General features: G+C 42.5%; 20 protein-coding genes and 1 riboswitch. Of the genes, 7 read left to right on the forward strand and 13 right to left on the reverse strand.

The features are described 5' to 3' along the window. Window positions 1–53: 53 nt before the first annotated feature. The 11 genes from BFI01S_RS22895 to queC all read right to left on the reverse strand — a co-directional run bounded on the left by BFI01S_RS22895 (window position 54) and on the right by queC (window position 7506). Window positions 54–206: a lmo0937 family membrane protein gene (locus BFI01S_RS22895; RefSeq protein ID WP_113880971.1), complete on the reverse strand. Its 153-nt coding sequence runs from the start codon at window positions 204–206 to the stop codon at window positions 54–56. A gap of 143 nt (window positions 207–349) precedes the next feature. Continuing rightward, a complete protein-coding gene (locus BFI01S_RS22900) occupies window positions 350–523 on the reverse strand; it encodes a hypothetical protein (RefSeq protein ID WP_159345791.1) in 174 nt (57 codons plus the stop codon). A gap of 4 nt (window positions 524–527) precedes the next feature. Then, window positions 528–710, reverse strand: coding sequence for a hypothetical protein (locus BFI01S_RS23285; RefSeq protein WP_061791714.1), 183 nt, complete (start codon window positions 708–710; stop codon window positions 528–530). 155 nt (window positions 711–865) lie between these two features. Further along, a complete protein-coding gene (locus BFI01S_RS05540) occupies window positions 866–1639 on the reverse strand; it encodes a divergent polysaccharide deacetylase family protein (protein WP_061791715.1) in 774 nt (257 codons plus the stop codon). A gap of 89 nt (window positions 1640–1728) precedes the next feature. Continuing rightward, window positions 1729–2802: an ABC transporter substrate-binding protein gene (locus BFI01S_RS05545; RefSeq protein WP_061791716.1), complete on the reverse strand. Its 1074-nt coding sequence runs from the start codon at window positions 2800–2802 to the stop codon at window positions 1729–1731. Continuing rightward, entirely contained in the window at window positions 2799–3602 is an 804-nt protein-coding gene (locus BFI01S_RS05550; protein ID WP_061791717.1) for an ABC transporter permease, read from the reverse strand. The genes BFI01S_RS05545 and BFI01S_RS05550 overlap by 4 nt, the downstream gene beginning before the upstream one ends. Continuing rightward, window positions 3602–4405, reverse strand: coding sequence for an ABC transporter permease (locus BFI01S_RS05555; protein WP_061791718.1), 804 nt, complete (start codon window positions 4403–4405; stop codon window positions 3602–3604). Before BFI01S_RS05555 ends, BFI01S_RS05550 begins: the two co-directional genes overlap by 1 nt. Next, entirely contained in the window at window positions 4395–5501 is a 1107-nt protein-coding gene (locus BFI01S_RS05560; RefSeq protein WP_061791719.1) for an ABC transporter ATP-binding protein, read from the reverse strand. Before BFI01S_RS05560 ends, BFI01S_RS05555 begins: the two co-directional genes overlap by 11 nt. A 141-nt stretch (window positions 5502–5642) precedes the next feature. Beyond that, window positions 5643–6374 carry a 7-carboxy-7-deazaguanine synthase QueE gene (gene queE / locus BFI01S_RS05565; protein WP_061791720.1) on the reverse strand — a complete coding sequence of 244 codons (732 nt, stop codon included), beginning with the start codon at window positions 6372–6374 and terminating at the stop codon, window positions 5643–5645. Further along, the gene (gene queD, locus BFI01S_RS05570) at window positions 6367–6843 is read right to left on the reverse strand and encodes a 6-carboxytetrahydropterin synthase QueD (protein WP_061791721.1); all 477 of its coding nucleotides are present in this window, start codon (window positions 6841–6843) and stop codon (window positions 6367–6369) included. Before queD ends, queE begins: the two co-directional genes overlap by 8 nt. Before the next feature lie 3 nt (window positions 6844–6846). Further along, window positions 6847–7506 (reverse strand): 7-cyano-7-deazaguanine synthase QueC, encoded by a 660-nt coding sequence (queC, locus tag BFI01S_RS05575; protein ID WP_061791722.1) that lies wholly within the window; start codon window positions 7504–7506, stop codon window positions 6847–6849. Between the two features lie 52 nt (window positions 7507–7558). After that, a riboswitch (PreQ1 riboswitch) is annotated at window positions 7559–7601 on the reverse strand. Between the two features lie 496 nt (window positions 7602–8097). Between queC and pxpB the strand changes: the two genes are divergently transcribed. The 5 genes from pxpB to BFI01S_RS05600 all read left to right on the forward strand — a co-directional run bounded on the left by pxpB (window position 8098) and on the right by BFI01S_RS05600 (window position 12760). Continuing rightward, on the forward strand, window positions 8098–8808 hold the full coding sequence (gene pxpB, locus BFI01S_RS05580) for a 5-oxoprolinase subunit PxpB (RefSeq protein WP_061791723.1): 711 nt from the start codon (window positions 8098–8100) through the stop codon (window positions 8806–8808). Continuing rightward, window positions 8805–9815, forward strand: a complete 1011-nt coding sequence (locus BFI01S_RS05585) for a 5-oxoprolinase subunit C family protein (protein WP_061791724.1) — start codon at window positions 8805–8807, stop codon at window positions 9813–9815. Before pxpB ends, BFI01S_RS05585 begins: the two co-directional genes overlap by 4 nt. 1 nt (window position 9816) lies before the next feature. Next, window positions 9817–10587 carry a LamB/YcsF family protein gene (locus tag BFI01S_RS05590; RefSeq protein ID WP_061791725.1) on the forward strand — a complete coding sequence of 257 codons (771 nt, stop codon included), beginning with the start codon at window positions 9817–9819 and terminating at the stop codon, window positions 10585–10587. Window positions 10588–10757: 170 nt separating this feature from the next. Beyond that, the gene (locus BFI01S_RS05595; RefSeq protein WP_061791726.1) at window positions 10758–11948 is read left to right on the forward strand and encodes an NRAMP family divalent metal transporter; all 1191 of its coding nucleotides are present in this window, start codon (window positions 10758–10760) and stop codon (window positions 11946–11948) included. 20 nt (window positions 11949–11968) lie between these two features. Further along, window positions 11969–12760, forward strand: a complete 792-nt coding sequence (locus BFI01S_RS05600) for a putative hydro-lyase (protein ID WP_061791727.1) — start codon at window positions 11969–11971, stop codon at window positions 12758–12760. Window positions 12761–12785: 25 nt separating this feature from the next. Here the strand turns inward: BFI01S_RS05600 and BFI01S_RS05605 are convergent, their stop codons facing one another. Continuing rightward, window positions 12786–13928, reverse strand: coding sequence for a metallophosphoesterase (locus BFI01S_RS05605; RefSeq protein WP_061791728.1), 1143 nt, complete (start codon window positions 13926–13928; stop codon window positions 12786–12788). A 178-nt stretch (window positions 13929–14106) separates the two neighbouring features. Beyond that, entirely contained in the window at window positions 14107–14952 is an 846-nt protein-coding gene (locus BFI01S_RS05610; RefSeq protein WP_061791729.1) for an SDR family oxidoreductase, read from the reverse strand. Between the two features lie 116 nt (window positions 14953–15068). Here BFI01S_RS05610 and BFI01S_RS05615 point away from each other — a divergent pair, with 116 nt between their 5' ends. Continuing rightward, complete coding sequence (locus BFI01S_RS05615; protein WP_061791730.1) at window positions 15069–15368, forward strand: hypothetical protein; 300 nt, start codon at window positions 15069–15071, stop codon at window positions 15366–15368. A gap of 41 nt (window positions 15369–15409) precedes the next feature. Further along, window positions 15410–16423 (forward strand): AI-2E family transporter, encoded by a 1014-nt coding sequence (locus BFI01S_RS05620; protein WP_082804476.1) that lies wholly within the window; start codon window positions 15410–15412, stop codon window positions 16421–16423. Window positions 16424–16592: the final 169 nt, after the last annotated feature.

Here is a 16592-nt window from a genome sequence, read left to right on the forward strand (position 1 = left end):
ATCATAAAAATATACCACTGAAAAAAGCCTCCAAAACTGAAGGCTTTTTTCATTTATCCCCTGCCGGATGCACGGCCTCTAATAAAGTTTACAACAATGATGATCGCTGCTATTACCAGCAGTATATGAATGATGCCTCCTGCTACTTTAAATATTAATCCGAGTATCCATAATACAAGCAGAATACCTGCTAAAGTCCAAAGCATGCAATTCACTCCTTCCTGTTGATCTATTATTTACATACCCCTAACAATCGGGACTAATTCATGAGTAAATGAAAAATACAAAAAAACATTGCCGCACTTTTTATAGTTCTGACAATGTTATGTTTTGCAGTGGATGGATATTTTTATTCTGAAAGTATTTCATTTTCCAGTTCTTTTGCAGCAGCCGCTACTTCCCCGTTCTCTTTTAATAAAGCGAATAGTCCTTTTATGACCACCATTTCAGGTCTGGATTTTCTTGTTTTATCTGAAATGCGATTGGCAATTTCTTTTAATGAGGATGCTTCACTTTTTTTCAAATCCTTAAGCTTGTGATAAAACGGTTTCCATGCCTGCTCCCTTTTCATTGTTCCGATGATGTATCTCGCGTTTAGAAAGGTGCCGGACACCCATGCTGCACAAGATCAATAAGATCATATAAAACCTTACTGTATTCAGGGAAGTTTTGCTGCATCCTTTTTGCATCACTGCATATACTATATTCACGGTCGCCCACCTCTTCTAAACGCTATCGTTGCGGGACTAACCAGACCGGAATGTGGGCGGCCACCTGTATAGGTGACAGGCACCTATACCACCACTAGACCACTTTCACACACCATTGAAGCTGCAAACCGCTCAGGGCTTGCAGCTTTTATTTTTTATGGTCCTTCATCAATAAGTTCGTAGCCTGGAATCAGTTCTGACAGCGGCACAATTTGTGCTTTCTCTTTATATACAGGTATATACTCTTTAAGCACACTAACCATCTTTGTACCTGTGATGCCGACATGGCCGATTGCGATGATGCGTTCGTTTTTCACAAGTTTTTCAGCAATTCTGTCTGCCTGTTTTGTGATATGTGCTGTCGTGTAAATATCATCGAAGAAAATATTGTTTTCTACATAAGGGACTCCTATTTCATTTGCCAGTTTGCCGACAACGCTTTTTCCGGTTGTTTTGCTGTCGAGATAAAATAAACCGTGTTCTTTGCATACTTCAAGGACAACCCTCATGACCCGTTCATTTTCCGTTGCTCTTGAACCCATATGATTATTCATGCCGACCGCATGGGGGACTTCTTTAATGGCATTCTCAACTCTGCTGCGGATTTCTTCATCGGTTAAATCTGTTGTGATTGCCCCAGGCCCAAGCCAGCTCCTTTTTCCTCTTTTCGGCTCCATCGGCATATGAACGATTACTTCATGCCCATTTTTATATGCCAGTTCTGCATCTTCTTTTGTCGTTGGCATGAAAGGCATGATGGCAGCCGTCAGGGTCACCGGCAGCTCCATCATTTCTTTTGTTCCCTTCATATTGTTCCCAAAATCGTCAATGACAATGGCCAATTCAGGTTTTTGAGAAGCAGCATTTATGGGAGTTCCTATACTTCCGAATGAAAAAATTAATACAAATATGCTGATGAATCTTTTCATTTTTCCATCCTCCTTTGCGCTAGCATTCCCTGATTCCATAAATCCGTTCCAATGCAAAAACTGCCAGGAATTGATCCTGACAGTAACTTTTATTTTTTATGCATTTTAAACTCGAGGAAAAGCTCATTATAATAAGCGAGCATCCTTTTTCCCAGATTCTCATAAACCTCCAGCCGGGCTGTCATTTCTTCATCCGGATAAAAACGTTCATCTGAAATTGTTTCTTCGTCCATATATTTCTGCGCCTCTTTATTCGGCGTTGAATATCCGACGTATTCTGTATTTTGCGCCGCATTTTCAGGGTCAAGAATGAAATTCATGAACTGGTGGGCCGCTTCCGGATTTTTGGCAGTCTTAGGGATGACCATATTATCAAACCACAGATTGGAGCCTTCCTCCGGAACTACATATTCGAGATTATCCTTCTCCCACATGAGCTCCTGTGCCGTGCCGGACCAGACCACGCCAATGCCGGCTTCATCATTTTCCATCAGCATTCTGATTTCATCACCCACAATGGCCTTAATGTTAGGAGTAAGACGATCGAGTTTTTCTTTAGCTTCGATCAAATGGTCTTTATCTTTGTCATTAAGAGAATAATGCAGACTGTTGAGCCCCATGCCCATTACTTCCCGTGCCCCATCAATCAGCAGGATCTGGTTCTTTAATTCAGGGTCCCATAGATCATTCCAGCTCGTGATTTTTTTATCACCTAAAATATCGGTGTTATAAAGAATCCCGACTGTGCCCCAGAAATAGGGAATCGAATACTCATTTTCAGGATCAAAAGGCAGGTCCATAAAACGCGGATCAATATATTTCAGGTTTGGAATTTTAGAGTGGTCAACCGGCAAAAGCAGGTCTTCCTCTTTCATTTTTTCAATAGCATATTCTGATGGAACTGCAATATCATAGGCTGTGCCGCCCTGTTCAATTTTCGTCATCATCGCTTCATTGGAATCGAATGTTTCATAGATGACTTTAATGCCTGTTTCCTGTTCGAACTTATCCACCAGGTCTGCATCAATGTAATCGCCCCAGTTGAAAATGGTTAATGTATTGCCGCTTGTGTAGCCCTGGGAGGAATTCAGCCCGGAAACGATGTACAACAAGGCGAATGAAACGATTAATACGGCGGCGAGCGCCTGAATAAGCTTCTTCATTGCCTTACCCCCATTCCATTCGGCTTCTCATTTCGCTTTGTAATAAAGTAATAGCCTGTGACCAGAATGATGGTAAATAGGAAAAGCAAAGCGGATAACGCATTGATATTTAGTGAAACTCCCCTTCTTGCCAGAGAATAGATTTCAACAGACAAAGTGGTAAATCCGTTGCCTGTAACAAAGAAAGTGACGGCAAAGTCATCAAGGGAATATGTCAGGGCCATAAAAAAGCCGGCGAAAATTCCGGGAGTGATATAAGGGAGAATGACTTTAGTCAGAACATCCAATCTGCTGGCGCCAAGATCCATGGCTGCATAAATCATCGATGTGCTCATCTCTTCAATCTTAGGCAAAACCATCAGGACGACAATCGGAACACTGAAGGCGATGTGTGCCAGTAAAACAGATACAAATCCAAGCTTAAGTCCGATCATCGTAAAGAGAATTAAAAACGACGCGCCAATAATGACATCCGGACTGACAATCAGCACATTATTCAATGATAGCAGCGTGTTTTTCACTCTGCGTTTTCGTGCATAAGCAATCGCAAGTGCCCCGGCAACTCCAATGATGGTCGATATCGCTGCAGATAAAAGGGCAATAATAACAGTGTTCAGGACAATGATGAGCAATCGTGTATCCGCAAACAGCTCCCGATACCAATCCAAAGTAAATCCTTCGAACTGATACATGGTCCCTCCGCTGTTGAAGGAATAAAATATTAAGTAAAAGATCGGGGCGTACAGGATGATAAAAATAAGTGCCAAATAAACTGCCGGCCATTTCCTGTTCTTTTTCATTATAGGATCCCCCGCTTTCTTCTGCCAGTCAGCACCATAATGAGTACCATGGCGATAATCAGGAAGACAGCAATGGTAGAGCCCATTCCCCAGTCCTGTGTCACGAGGAAATGCTGCTCAATGGCAGTTCCAAGAGTGATGACACGGTTCCCTGCAATCAGTCTTGTCAGCATGAATAATGATAATGCCGGGATAAAGACAATCTGGCATCCTGCTTTCACGCCATCCAGTGTCAAAGGAAAGATAACACGCTTGAATGTTACCCAGGAAGAACCGCCCAAATCATTGGAAGCATCCAAAAGCGTTGGATTCAGCTCATCTAAGGAATTAAATATCGGCAATATCATAAAAGGAAGAAAAATATAGACCGACACAAAGATAAAACTGAAATCAGTAAACAGAATCTGTCTGCTGCCGATTCCCATCACTTCCAGAAAGCTGTTCGCAGCGCCATATGTACCGAAAATGCCAAGGAATGCATAAGCCTTTAAAAGAAGGTTAATCCAGGATGGCAGGATGATCAATAAGAGCCACAGCTGCTTATGCTTCGTTTTCGTAAGCAAATACGCTGTTGGATACGCGATCAGCAATGAAAATAACGTAATTAAAAAGGCATACCAAAAGGAGCTTAGCGTCATTTTTAAATAAACAGGCGTAAAGAATTCCCGATAATTCTCCAAGGTGAAATGCCCTTCAATATCAAAGAACGAATAATACAGGACAAGCAGCAAAGGCGTCACAACAAATAGCAAAATCCAAAGAACATAAGGAATTAAATAAAAATTGCGGGAATTAGTTCTCATGGCTTCCCTCTTCATAAGCTTCCAGGCGCTTATCAAATTCTTCTTCGGTCTCCCCATGCCTCATGACGTGAATCGCTTCAGGGTCGAAATGAAGGCCAATTTGATCCCCGACGGTCGCCTTCTTGGTTGAATGGACGAGCCACTCATTGCCATCGCTGTCATAGCAGCTGATCTCATAATGGACACCCCTAAATAGCTGGGAGTCAACTTTAACCTTCAGCTTTCCATCATCAGGGGCTGTAATAGCGAGATCTTCCGGGCGGATCACAATCTCAACCTCTTCATTCGGCTCAAAGCCTCCATCAACACATTCAAACAACTTCCCGGCAAACCGAACTTCATAATCCTTGATCATCGCACCTGCAACAATATTGGATTCCCCAATAAAATCAGCTACAAAGCGATTAATTGGTTCATCATAAATGTCAGTAGGTGTTCCGCTCTGCTCAATCTTTCCGCTGTTAAGCACGAAAATTTCGTCTGACATGGCCAATGCTTCTTCCTGATCATGTGTGACAAAAATAAACGTAATGCCAAGGTTTCGCTGCAGCTCCCTAAGCTCGTACTGCATTTCGGTCCGCAGTTTCAGGTCAAGGGCGGATAATGGTTCATCCAGGAGAATGACCTCAGGCTCATTGACAATGGCTCTTGCGATAGCCACACGCTGGCGCTGCCCGCCTGACATATCTTTAATTTCCCGGTTTTCGTATCCTTCAAGGTTTACAAACCGTAGCGCTTCTTTCACTTTCCTCTCGATCTCCGCTTTCTTTAATTTTTTTATTTTTAAGCCGAATGCAATGTTTTCAAATACATTCAGATGCGGAAACAGGGCATAGTCCTGAAAAACCGTGTTTACCTGCCTTTTGTTGGCTGGAACATGATTAATGACTTTTCCATTAAAATAGATATCCCCTTCAGAAGGTTCTGTAAAGCCGGCAATCAGCCGCAAAATCGTCGTTTTCCCGCAGCCTGATGGACCCAGCAGCGTATAGAACTTCCCGCGTTCAATTTCAAAGCTGACATTTTTTAAAACTGGCGGGTCATTATCATATCTTTTTGTCACCGAATTAAAACGGATAATGGTGTTATCTGTCATCTAACTCTCCCTATCTATAGAAATTTACAGGACATATGTTTTGCCAAGTTCAAACGTATAATATCATAGATTTCCTTTTATCTGTTACAAAATTCAAAAACAGAAATAGCCCCGCATCTTGAATTGCGGGATTTTCGGATGCTATACTCCCCGCTTGTTGCCCCATACATAAGTATGAAGCTGCGGAAGCACTTTAACATCTTTCAGCTCATTGTCATGAATCGTTTTTTCAATTAGCCAATCATATTTATCAAGCAGCCTCTGCAGTAAATTCCGGTCGTCTGCTGTTACCGTATCATCATTTCCCACCTGCAGATAAAACGGAACCCCGGGATAGCGCTGATATACGTTTTTGGCATATTCATAATCCTCATCATCAAAAACAACGATCTTAAGTGAGAACTGCTGGTCTTCCCTTCTGCCGGCCTGCAGTTTTTTCACTATCAGATCGAGCACATCGAAATCCGTATTCATGCCTGAACTCGGCGGCTTTGGAGACAGGGTCAGTTCATCAATTTCATAAAACCAATCCTGCCAGCGGCTTCCCTGTGTTTCCAGGCAGAGCTTAATTCGTTCAGCTTTTAGCAGAGAAATAAATTCACCCAAATTTTTCAGAAGAGCCGGATTGCCGCCCGAAATGGTTACGAAAGAAAATCCATCCCCGCCGAGTTCTTTAAGCTCCTTCCAAATTTCATCCGGTTCCATTTGGCGGATGCTGTCCTTCGCACTTCCATCCCAGGTAAAAGAGGAATCACACCAGCTGCATGAATAATCACATCCTGCTGTACGGACGAACATCGTTTTCTGGCCGATTACCATCCCTTCCCCCTGAATGGTCGGACCGAAGATTTCCAGTACAGGAATCTTACTCAACCTCCATCCACTCCCTTCTTGCTTCAGCATAGCTCGTTGGAGTTTCAAAAAGGCGCACAAATTCGACTCTTGCACCGTCATATTGCTCTTTTCTGTTTTGCAGGCTTTCTGCCATTTTTTCATAGATCCAGACAACCATATTCTCGGCTGTTGTATTCATCGGGGGCAGCGTTTCATTCAGGTACTTGTGGTCAAGATATATCTCAATCTCATTTTTCCAGATTTCCTTTATGTCACCGAAATCAATCATTAACCCTCTGTCATCCACGAATCCGCTTATGCCAAAAATCACCTTATAGGTGTGGCCATGCAGGTTTTTGCATTTGCCTTCATAGCAATGCAGATGATGGGCTGAATCAAAAGTGAATTCCTTGCTGACCATTACACGCTTATGGTGGTATTTCAGCTGATCCGGCTGAATGTCTTCATTTATCTTCTGGAGTTTATCAACAATCCTAAAACCATACATCGCTTAAAGCTCCCCCTTTTCGTTGAGGTATTCTTCAAGGCCCTTTTGTCTTAAATGGCAGGCAGGACACTCACCGCAGCCATCTGCCGGAATGCCGTTATAGCATGTCAGCGTATTTTTACGAACATAATCAAGAGCATCCAATTCATCTGCGAGCTTCCATGTCTCAGCTTTATTGAGCCACATTAAAGGCGTATGGATAACAAACTGCCCATCCATCGACAGATTCAGTGTGACATTCAGTGATTTAATAAAAATATCCCGGCAATCAGGGTAGCCGCTGAAATCTGTCTCACACACCCCTGTAATAATATGCCTGGCATTGATCTGACTGGCCAGCACACCGGCAAAGGACAGGAATAAAAGGTTTCTTCCGGGCACAAATGTGGATGGAAGTCCGCCTTCCTCTCCATCTTTTACTTCTATGTCATCACGGGTCAGTGCGTTTGGCGCAAGCTGATTCAGCAGGGACATATCAAGGATATGATGCCTGATTCCCAGATCTTTTGCTATTTGCCGGGCACATTCTATTTCAAGCTTGTGCCGCTGATTATAATTAAAAGTGACTGCTTCCACCTCGGCAAAACGTTCCTTTGCCCAGAATAAGCAGGTTGTACTATCCTGGCCGCCGCTGAATACAACGAGTGCTTTATCATTTTTCATATAAAATGTCTCCTTTAAACAGAAAAACAGGACCACTAAGAAAGCAGACCTGTTTTCCTTAGTTTTTTAAAGAGGGTAGCTAGAACCTCTACCGTGAACACGGATTTTCTATTGAACTATCAGTTTATATTATCATCTTTATCGGAGTTTTAGAAGGTATTACTTATACTCAAATAAAAAGTTTTATAATTCTAAATCATGCAACATTAATAAACGCTCATCTAATTTTCTGAATCGGCCTCCAACAGGTCCCATACTGTAATGATGCCTTTAGGTTTGTCCCTTCTTTATTCCCATTTTGGCGGACAATATAAACTTTGAAGATTCTGGTTCGATTTCCGGCAGAATAATTTGCACAAATAGAATTTTCAATCTATTATATGATATTATATTGTTTAGCTGAAGACATTGCATAAATATATAAGTTTATTAATAAATTTCTTCGTTCTAACGTGAATAAACATAGATTTCCCTTATTTTAGGAAAGAATAAAGTGTGTATTTCGTCTAAGCGAAAATGAATATTTATTATTACTGAATAATTTTTTTGAAGCTTCAGCTCACTATATTTATTGCGAAAGCTGGTGAAATCATGGAATACACTGTTCATCCTTTAGGAGACAATGCAGTTCTTATAGAACTTGGGAATGAAATCAGTGAGGATGCACATCTAAAAGTGCAGACACTGACAGCCTTTCTCGAGAAACATCCTCCAGATTGGATGATAGAATACATACCCGCTTACACAACAGTCACTATTTTTTATAATCCTTTTGAGATCTATCAGCTTTCAGATGGAGAGCTTCCATTTGATTTCATATGTTCTCTCATAAAACCGCTTATGGTAGAGATGGGGGAAAATAAGGCAATGGAAGCAAGAATCGTCGAAATCCCGGTTTGCTATGGAGGAGAATTCGGGCCGGATCTTGACTATGTCGCCGAACATAATGGGCTAACCCCTGATGAAGTTATAAACATTCACTCTTCAGGCAGTTACCTGGTCTATATGATTGGCTTTGCACCAGGCTTCCCTTTTATCGGCGGGATGTCTGAGCAAATTGCCGCACCCAGACGGGATACCCCCCGCTTGAAAATTCCTGAGCGAACAGTTGGGATTGCCGGGATGCAGACTGGGATCTACCCCATCGAGACGCCAGGAGGCTGGCAGCTGATCGGGCGTACTCCTGTTAAACTGTTTCGTCCAATGGATGAATCCCCTACCCTCTTAAAAGCTGGCGATAAAATCAAATTCAAGCCAATCAGTCTGGAAGAATACCATCATTGGGAGGAGACGGAGCAATGATTAAAGTGCTAAAGCCTGGACTCCTTTCAAACATTCAGGATCTTGGGAGAACCGGGTATCAGAAGTTTGGCGTCATAGCCAGCGGGGCCATGGATCCTTTTTCACATCGGATGGCCAATCTGCTGGCCGGCAATGAAGAAAATGAGTCTACATTGGAAATAACGATGATGGGTCCTGTACTGACATTTGAACAAGACACCTTAATTTCAATCTGCGGAGGAGACCTCTCCCCTTCGATCAATGGCCAGCCTATTCGGACGTGGCGGTCTGTTTTTGTTAAAAAAGGCAGTGAACTTAAATTCGGGGGCTGTAAAAAAGGATGCAGAGCCTATTTGGCTGCAGCCGGCGGCTTTGCGGTCCCGGAGGTAATGAACAGTAAATCTACTTATCTGCGTGCCGGTCTTGGCGGATTTAAAGGAAGAGCATTAAAGTCTGGAGATGTGCTGGAAACAGGCAAACCTTCCCTTCACTCTTTGAAAATGGCGGAATACTTGTCAAAACAGCTCCTTCATAAAACCGTTGCTGAAAACGATTGGGGCATTTCCTCAAAACTCATTCCGGTATATGTGGGGAATCCGGAAATCAGAATCACCAGAGGACGGCAATTTGAATTATTTTCCCATGAAAGCAGAGTACAGCTGTTTAATGATGTTTTTGAAGTGACGGCACAATCGGACAGGATGGGATATAGATTGAAGGGTCCTTCACTTGCATTGTCAGAGCTTGCTGAACAAATTTCTGAGGCCGTCAATTTTGGTTCCATTCAGGTGCCTCCCGATGGAAATCCGATAGTCCTGCTGGCTGACAGGCAAACAACCGGCGGCTACCCGAAAATTGGACAGGTTGCCGCGGTCGACCTCCCCCTTCTCGCTCAGGCAAAACCCGGCGACGCTTTGCGATTTACAGAAATATCAAATGAACAGGCACAGCAGCTGCTCATTAAGAGAGAAATAGAATTGAAGGAATTAAAACAAGGAATATTATTAAAGATCAGAGGAGGAAAGTAACATGCACATTGTAGACATTAATTGTGATATGGGAGAAAGCTTTGGTTCCTACAAGATGGGGCACGATGAGGAAATTCTGGACCACATTACCTCAGCTAATATCGCCTGCGGCTTCCATGCCGGCGACCCGGCGACGATGCGAAAAACAGTCAGAATGGCGCTTGAGAAGAATGTTGGCCTGGGTGTCCATCCCGGTCTTCAGGATTTGCACGGGTTCGGCCGCAGGGATATGAATATTACCCCTCAGGAAGCCTATGACCTGGTGGTCTACCAAATTGGCGCTTTATATGCATTTGTTAAATCAGAAGGCGGCAAACTTCAGCATGTAAAGCCGCATGGAGCATTGTTCAACATGGCCTCAAAAAGCGCACCGTTATCGGAAGCAATCGCTGAAGCAGTCTACAAAGTAGATCCAGAACTCATTCTATTCGGTCTTTCTGGGGGCGAATTGGTTAAAGCCGGCAGGAAAATCGGCCTACGTTCTGCCAATGAAGTATTTTCTGACCGGACCTACCAGGAGGACGGAACGCTGACTTCCAGACGGGAAAGCAATGCCCTTATTACCGATCACAGTGCTGCTGCAGAGCAGGTCATCCGCATGGTCAAAGAAGGAAAAGTTCATTCTGTACAGGGTACGGATGTTTCCATTGAGGCCAATACGATCTGCATCCACGGTGACGGGGAAAGCGCTCTGGAATTTGCCCAGTACATTCCTAAGGCACTGAACGACGCGGGAATCCAGGTTGCAAAAATCAATGAGTTTTTGAAATAAATTTGGTATTGATGGAGATAATGAAAAATTGGTGACTTGTTAAGTGCGAATCGCACTGATCGGGGGATAGTTCCGTTCATTGCGGATTCGCCAGCGCGAACGGCACTCATCAGCCCTTACAGCTCTGATTGCATAAAAAAAACACAAATGGAATTATTGGGGGAAAATGAATGAAAAAGCAATCTAATGCCAGTCTATTGCTTGGCGCTGCTTTCCTTATGGCTACTTCTGCCATCGGACCAGGCTTTCTGACTCAGACGACTGTATTCACAGAAACCCTGCTTGCGAGCTTCGGGTTTGTCATTTTAATTTCTATTATTATTGATATTGGTGCACAGATGAATATCTGGCGAATCATTGCAGTTTCTGAAAAGCGGGCCCAGGATATTGCCAACGATGTCCTGCCGGGCCTCGGGTATTTCCTTGCTGCCCTGATTGTCATGGGCGGACTGGCTTTTAATATCGGGAATATTGCCGGTGCCGGCTTAGGTACTAATGTTATTTTCGGCATTTCGCCTCAATTTGGCGCTCTTTTAAGCGGAATTCTGGCAATCGGCATTTTTCTTGTAAAAGAAGCGGGAAAATTAATGGACCGCTTCACACAGATTTTAGGATTTGTCATGATCGGATTAACTCTTTATGTCATGTTCACGGCACAGCCTCCTGTCGGTGAAGCTGTTGTCAAAACGTTTGTTCCAGACAAAATTGATATCCTGGCCATTATTACACTTGTCGGCGGTACGGTCGGCGGTTATATCACTTTTGCAGGCGGCCATCGCTTAATTGATGCTGGTGTTAAAGGAAAAGAGGCCCTCCCGGAAGTCACGAAGAGCTCTGTCAGTGCAATCGGGATCGCTTCCATTATGCGAATCTTCCTTTTCCTCGCAGCACTTGGTGTAGTTTCGCAGGGCTTGGCACTCGATCCATCCAATCCGCCAGCTTCTGTCTTCCAGCTGGCAGCAGGCAATATTGGCTATAAGATGTTTGGAGTCGTTATGTGGGCCGCTGCCATTACTTCTGTTGTCGGTGCAGCCTATACATCGGTCTCATTCATTCGGACATTGAGCCCAGCTGTCGAGAAACATCATAAATGGGTGATTGTCGGTTTTATCACCGTTTCTACGTTTGTCTTTGTTTCAATTGGAAAGCCGGTAAAAATACTTGTTTTAGTTGGCTCATTAAACGGTCTTATTCTGCCGATCGCATTAGGTGTAATGCTGATTGCTGCCTATAAAACGAAAATTGTCGGCGATTATAAACATCCGCTCTGGATGACCATTTTCGGAGTCATTATCGTGATTGCCATGTCTTACATGGGGGTTTACTCATTAATCAATGGTATCCCTGAGTTGTTTAAATAAGCATGAAAGGAGATTTTTATATGAACTCCCCTTCTCTATTGAATCCTGATGAGGCGCGCAAATTGATCCGCAGCAAGGCATGGGATAAGCCGACAGCTGGAATGGCAAATGGCTTCATTCAGGCAAACCTTGCCATACTTCCAAAGGATTTGGCTTTTGAGTTTCTCCTTTTTAGCCAAAGGAATCCAAAATCCTGTCCAATCATTGATGTGACTGAACCTGGTTCTCCTGTGCCAATGCTTTCAGCTCCCAATGCTGATATCAGAACAGATTTGCCCAAATACAGGGTGTATAAAAACGGTGTTCTCTCTGAGGAGCTTTCAGACATCACTTCTTATTGGGATGATGATATGGTGGCATTTCTGATTGGATGCAGTTTTACCTTTGAAGAAGCACTGCTGAAAAATAATATCCCTATCCGCCATATTGAGGAAAATCGGAATGTCCCGATGTTTAAAACCAATATTGAGTGTGTGAAGGCAGGCCGGTTTGAAGGGCCAATGGTTGTGAGTATGCGGCCGATGACAGAGAAGGAAGCTATTCGGGCTGTCCAGGTGACAAGCCGCTTCCCTTCTGTTCATGGTGCCCCAGTCCATATTGGGAACCCAAAAGCAATCGGCATAAATAATATACATCAGCCCGATTTTGGCGATGCCGTGACGATTAAAGATGGAGAGGTACCGGTATTTTGGGCCTGTGGCGTCACTCCTCAGGCAGTTGCCATGCATGTGAAGCCGGAGATTATGATTACACATGCACCGGGACATATGTTTATCACAGATTTAAAAAATGAAGAGTTTTCGGTTTTATAGGAAAAAGGCGTCCATTGGGCGCCTTTTACTTTTTATGTTTTAAATAATCCAGGGCATCGTGATGATCTTTTTTCATAATCTGCTCTATTAACGGGTCAGCCGGTATGACTTCCTTCTTTTTATTTTTGATAGTCCGGTAAACAGGCCTGATGGAGGATAGACTGCTTTTTACTTTCCATTCTCCATCCTCAAAGACTATTTTCAAATCGATGAGACCCAGATGATTTCCCCAGTATCCAGCCTGAACAGCAGCTGTTCCATTTATGGTTCCTGTTTTCAAGTCGATTCCCGGCACCTTTTGCAGCTCATCTTTGACAGGAAAAACAGAGTGGCTGTGTCCGAATAAAATGGCATCTATTCCTTTAACTTTGCTGAGTGCATGAATTGAATTGCCCTTTTTCTCCTCCAGCCCTTTATCGGATTGGAGACCGGTATGTGCAAGGGCAACAATGATATCCGCCCCTTTGCTTTTCATAACAGGAATAAAGTGTTCGGCCGTTTCTTTTATATTTTTCACTTTAAGGTTCCCGCGAAAATACTCTTTATTCCACTCCGAAACAATGGGAGTAATAAAGCCAATGACTCCGACATTCAACTTATGCTTTTCTCCAGCTGTATCTGTCACTTCTTTCTCTATGATGGTGTAGGGGTTAAAATAATTGAGGTCATCTTCCTCAAGCTGATTGCTGTCTTCAACATATATATTGGCATTGACATAAGGAAAGTTAGCTCCACTGAGGCTTTCTTCCATAAAATCAATTCCGTAATTAAATTCATGATTTCCCACCGTCGCAGCATCATATAGCAAAGTATTCATTGCTTTAAAAACAGGATGGACATTAGCCATGTCAAGCGGATGGCTTTTATAGGCATACTCGTCGAGTCCATTGCCTTCAAGAATGTCCCCATTATCAAATAGAAGGGAGTTAGGAGATTCATTTCTTGCTTGTTTAATCAAGCTGGCCGTTCTTGAAAGCCCAAACTCCACTGTTTTTTTGCGGTCTTCGTAATCATAACCAATCATGTTTCCATGCAAATCAGTGGTTTCCATCAGGCGCAGATGGATGGTTGTCGGTCCGGATACTTCAGCTTCCGTCTGGTTCCAGACAATCAGCAGGGCTATGAATGACAACAGCGTGATAGTAAATTTTTTCATTCCCTTTTTCATTCCGACTCCCCCAGACGATCAAAGATTAGTTTTCTTATTTTCTCTAGATGCAAGAAAATTAATCAGAGATTGGGGACTTAAGAAAAAAGAAGAAAAAAAGGAAAAATTTGAAACCTTTTTGCCCTTTGTTCGGTATAAAAAAGAAAGCAGCAAAAATCACCTAAAAGGATCTTATCAATTAATCAGTATTAAGTGTTTTGAATATAACCTTCTCCCACGTTTTCCAGCTCAGAAGGTGTTTCAGGCGAATTCTTGTGCGGACACCCTTTCCTACGGGGTATCTGAGTGCAGGTTCTTTTTCCCTGATAATGTCCACTGCTTTTTTCGCAACGATTACTGGATCTTCATAAAAGGGCTCCCCTTTATCAAGGTACCTCTGTATTTTTGTCATATATGGGTAATAAGGCGAGTCTTTTTTCAATGAGGGCTCCGATATCTTTTTCCCTGTTGTCCAAATGCCTGTCCTGAAAGACCCTGGCTCAATCAGCACCACATTTACTCCAAACGGCTTGACTTCAAGCCTAAGTGATTCACTCCAGCCTTCTACCGCAAATTTTGAAGCGGCATATGGCGATAAGCCCGGAAAACCTACTCTTCCGCTGATGGAGCTTATATTTATGATGGTTCCCGATCCCTGTTCCCGCATAAATGGCAGAACTGCCTGGGTCACGGCAATCGTTCCAAAGACATTTGTTTCAAACTGTTCTCTATACTCATCCAGCGATATTTCTTCTGCAAATCCTGCTCCTGCGTAGCCTGCATTATTGATTAAGACATCAACCGAAGGAAATTGTACCAGCTGGCTTTTTAAATTTTCAATAGAAGCTGATGAAGTGACATCCAATTCGCGAATGGAAATATGAGCAAGTACTCCCTCTTTATCAGCTTTCTCCATTAATATTTTGCTTTTATCCAAGTTCCTCATTGTTGCAAGAACTTGAAAATCATTCTTTGCCAGCTCAATGGCCATCAATATGCCAAACCCGCTGGAACAGCCGGTAATGACTGCGTATTTCCTATTCAAATACCTTCATCCTTTCTCTGAGCTGAATTTTTTTGTTTCAAATGTAAATAGATATATAATTAAATGTAAAAGTATTATAAAATAATAAATATATTGATAATAAGAGGATGAACAAGTTGGCTCACATATTTATCAGCATTTTCCTGCTTTTATCCGGTTTGATTCCGGCAGTGCAGCAAAGCCAGGAGCCTATTGATACCAATGACTCGGGAAGAGATGCCATTGTGATCGATTCACCAGCTCTGAAAAACCCTGCTTTTTGCAGCACACTGGTAACTGCAGCAAAAACAACCGCAAAGACAACCAATTTTAAAGCACGGCGCATGTATTTTCAGAACCTTACAACTGCAGCATTACATAGAAGCAGCGAGTACATGACGCCTTACATGTTTCAGAGTAACTATCTCCGCATTTAATGGAACCCTGAAGAAACTTACTAAAGTGTGGAGGAATGGAATTGGAAACGATTAAATCACTTTTTAATAATAACGGCTTTAAAAGATTCGTCATTTTTGGAATTATAGTTCTGGCTCTTTACCTGTCGAGAAGCATGATTAATTTAATCCTGATTACTTTTATTTTTTCTTTCTTGATGGATAGGCTCGTGAAACTGGTCCTATCGAGATTTAGATTAAATAGAAAACTGACAGTCGTAACCCTTTATATAGGCATTATCGGCCTGCTTTCTATCGGGGTTATTAAATACCTTCCTTTAATAGTAACTGAAATTTCACAGCTGTTTAAGCAGGTTGAAAGCTTTTATACTCAGAAGCATGACAATATTGTCATCACATACATTGTGCAAATGCTTGAAAGAAATGAAATTACGAAGTATCTCGAACAGGGCTTTGCGTTCCTGCTTCAATATTTTTCCGATATTAGCCATATTGCGATCCAAGTATTGCTGTCGCTTATCCTTAGTTTGTTCTTCCTGCTTGAAAAGCCTAAACTGACAGAGTTTACTTTAAAGTTCAAATACAGCAAAATGGCTGCCTTTTATAATGAGATTTCCTATTTTGGAAGTAAGTTCGTGCAAACATTTGGAAAGGTTATTGAAGCGCAGGTGGTAATTGCCACAGTGAATTGTATCCTGACAACACTTGCCCTCTGGATCATGGATTTCCCTCACCTGATGGGATTGTCTATACTTATTTTCCTTCTTGGTCTGATCCCGGTAGCAGGCGTGATTATTTCCCTGGTTCCTTTATGTACAATTGCCTATTCACTAGGTGGCTTCATCCAGGTGTTTTATATCCTCCTGTTAATTATGGTGATCCATGCGATTGAAGCCTATATTTTAAACCCGAAGCTTATGTCTTCCAAAACGGATTTGCCAGTATTTTATACGTTCATCGTTCTGATTTTCTCTGAGCATTTCTTCGGTGTTTGGGGATTGATTGTCGGTATACCGGTGTTTGTGTTTCTGCTGGATGTACTTGAAGTCAAGAGCAATCCTCCGAAAATACAGTAAATTGAAAACAGTTACTATTACTATAGTAACTGTTTTTTAAATTACGGATGGCGATAATCGTATTTTTCATTTGGAACATCTATTTTAATACCATTAATAACAACCGTATCTGCAGCACAATAACTCCACAGCCCTCCAAAACGTCCTGTTCTTTATCATTTCCTACCTG

The sequence above is a fragment of the Cytobacillus firmus NBRC 15306 genome, from assembly GCF_001591465.1.
Lineage (GTDB): Bacteria > Bacillota > Bacilli > Bacillales > Cytobacillaceae > Cytobacillus > Cytobacillus firmus.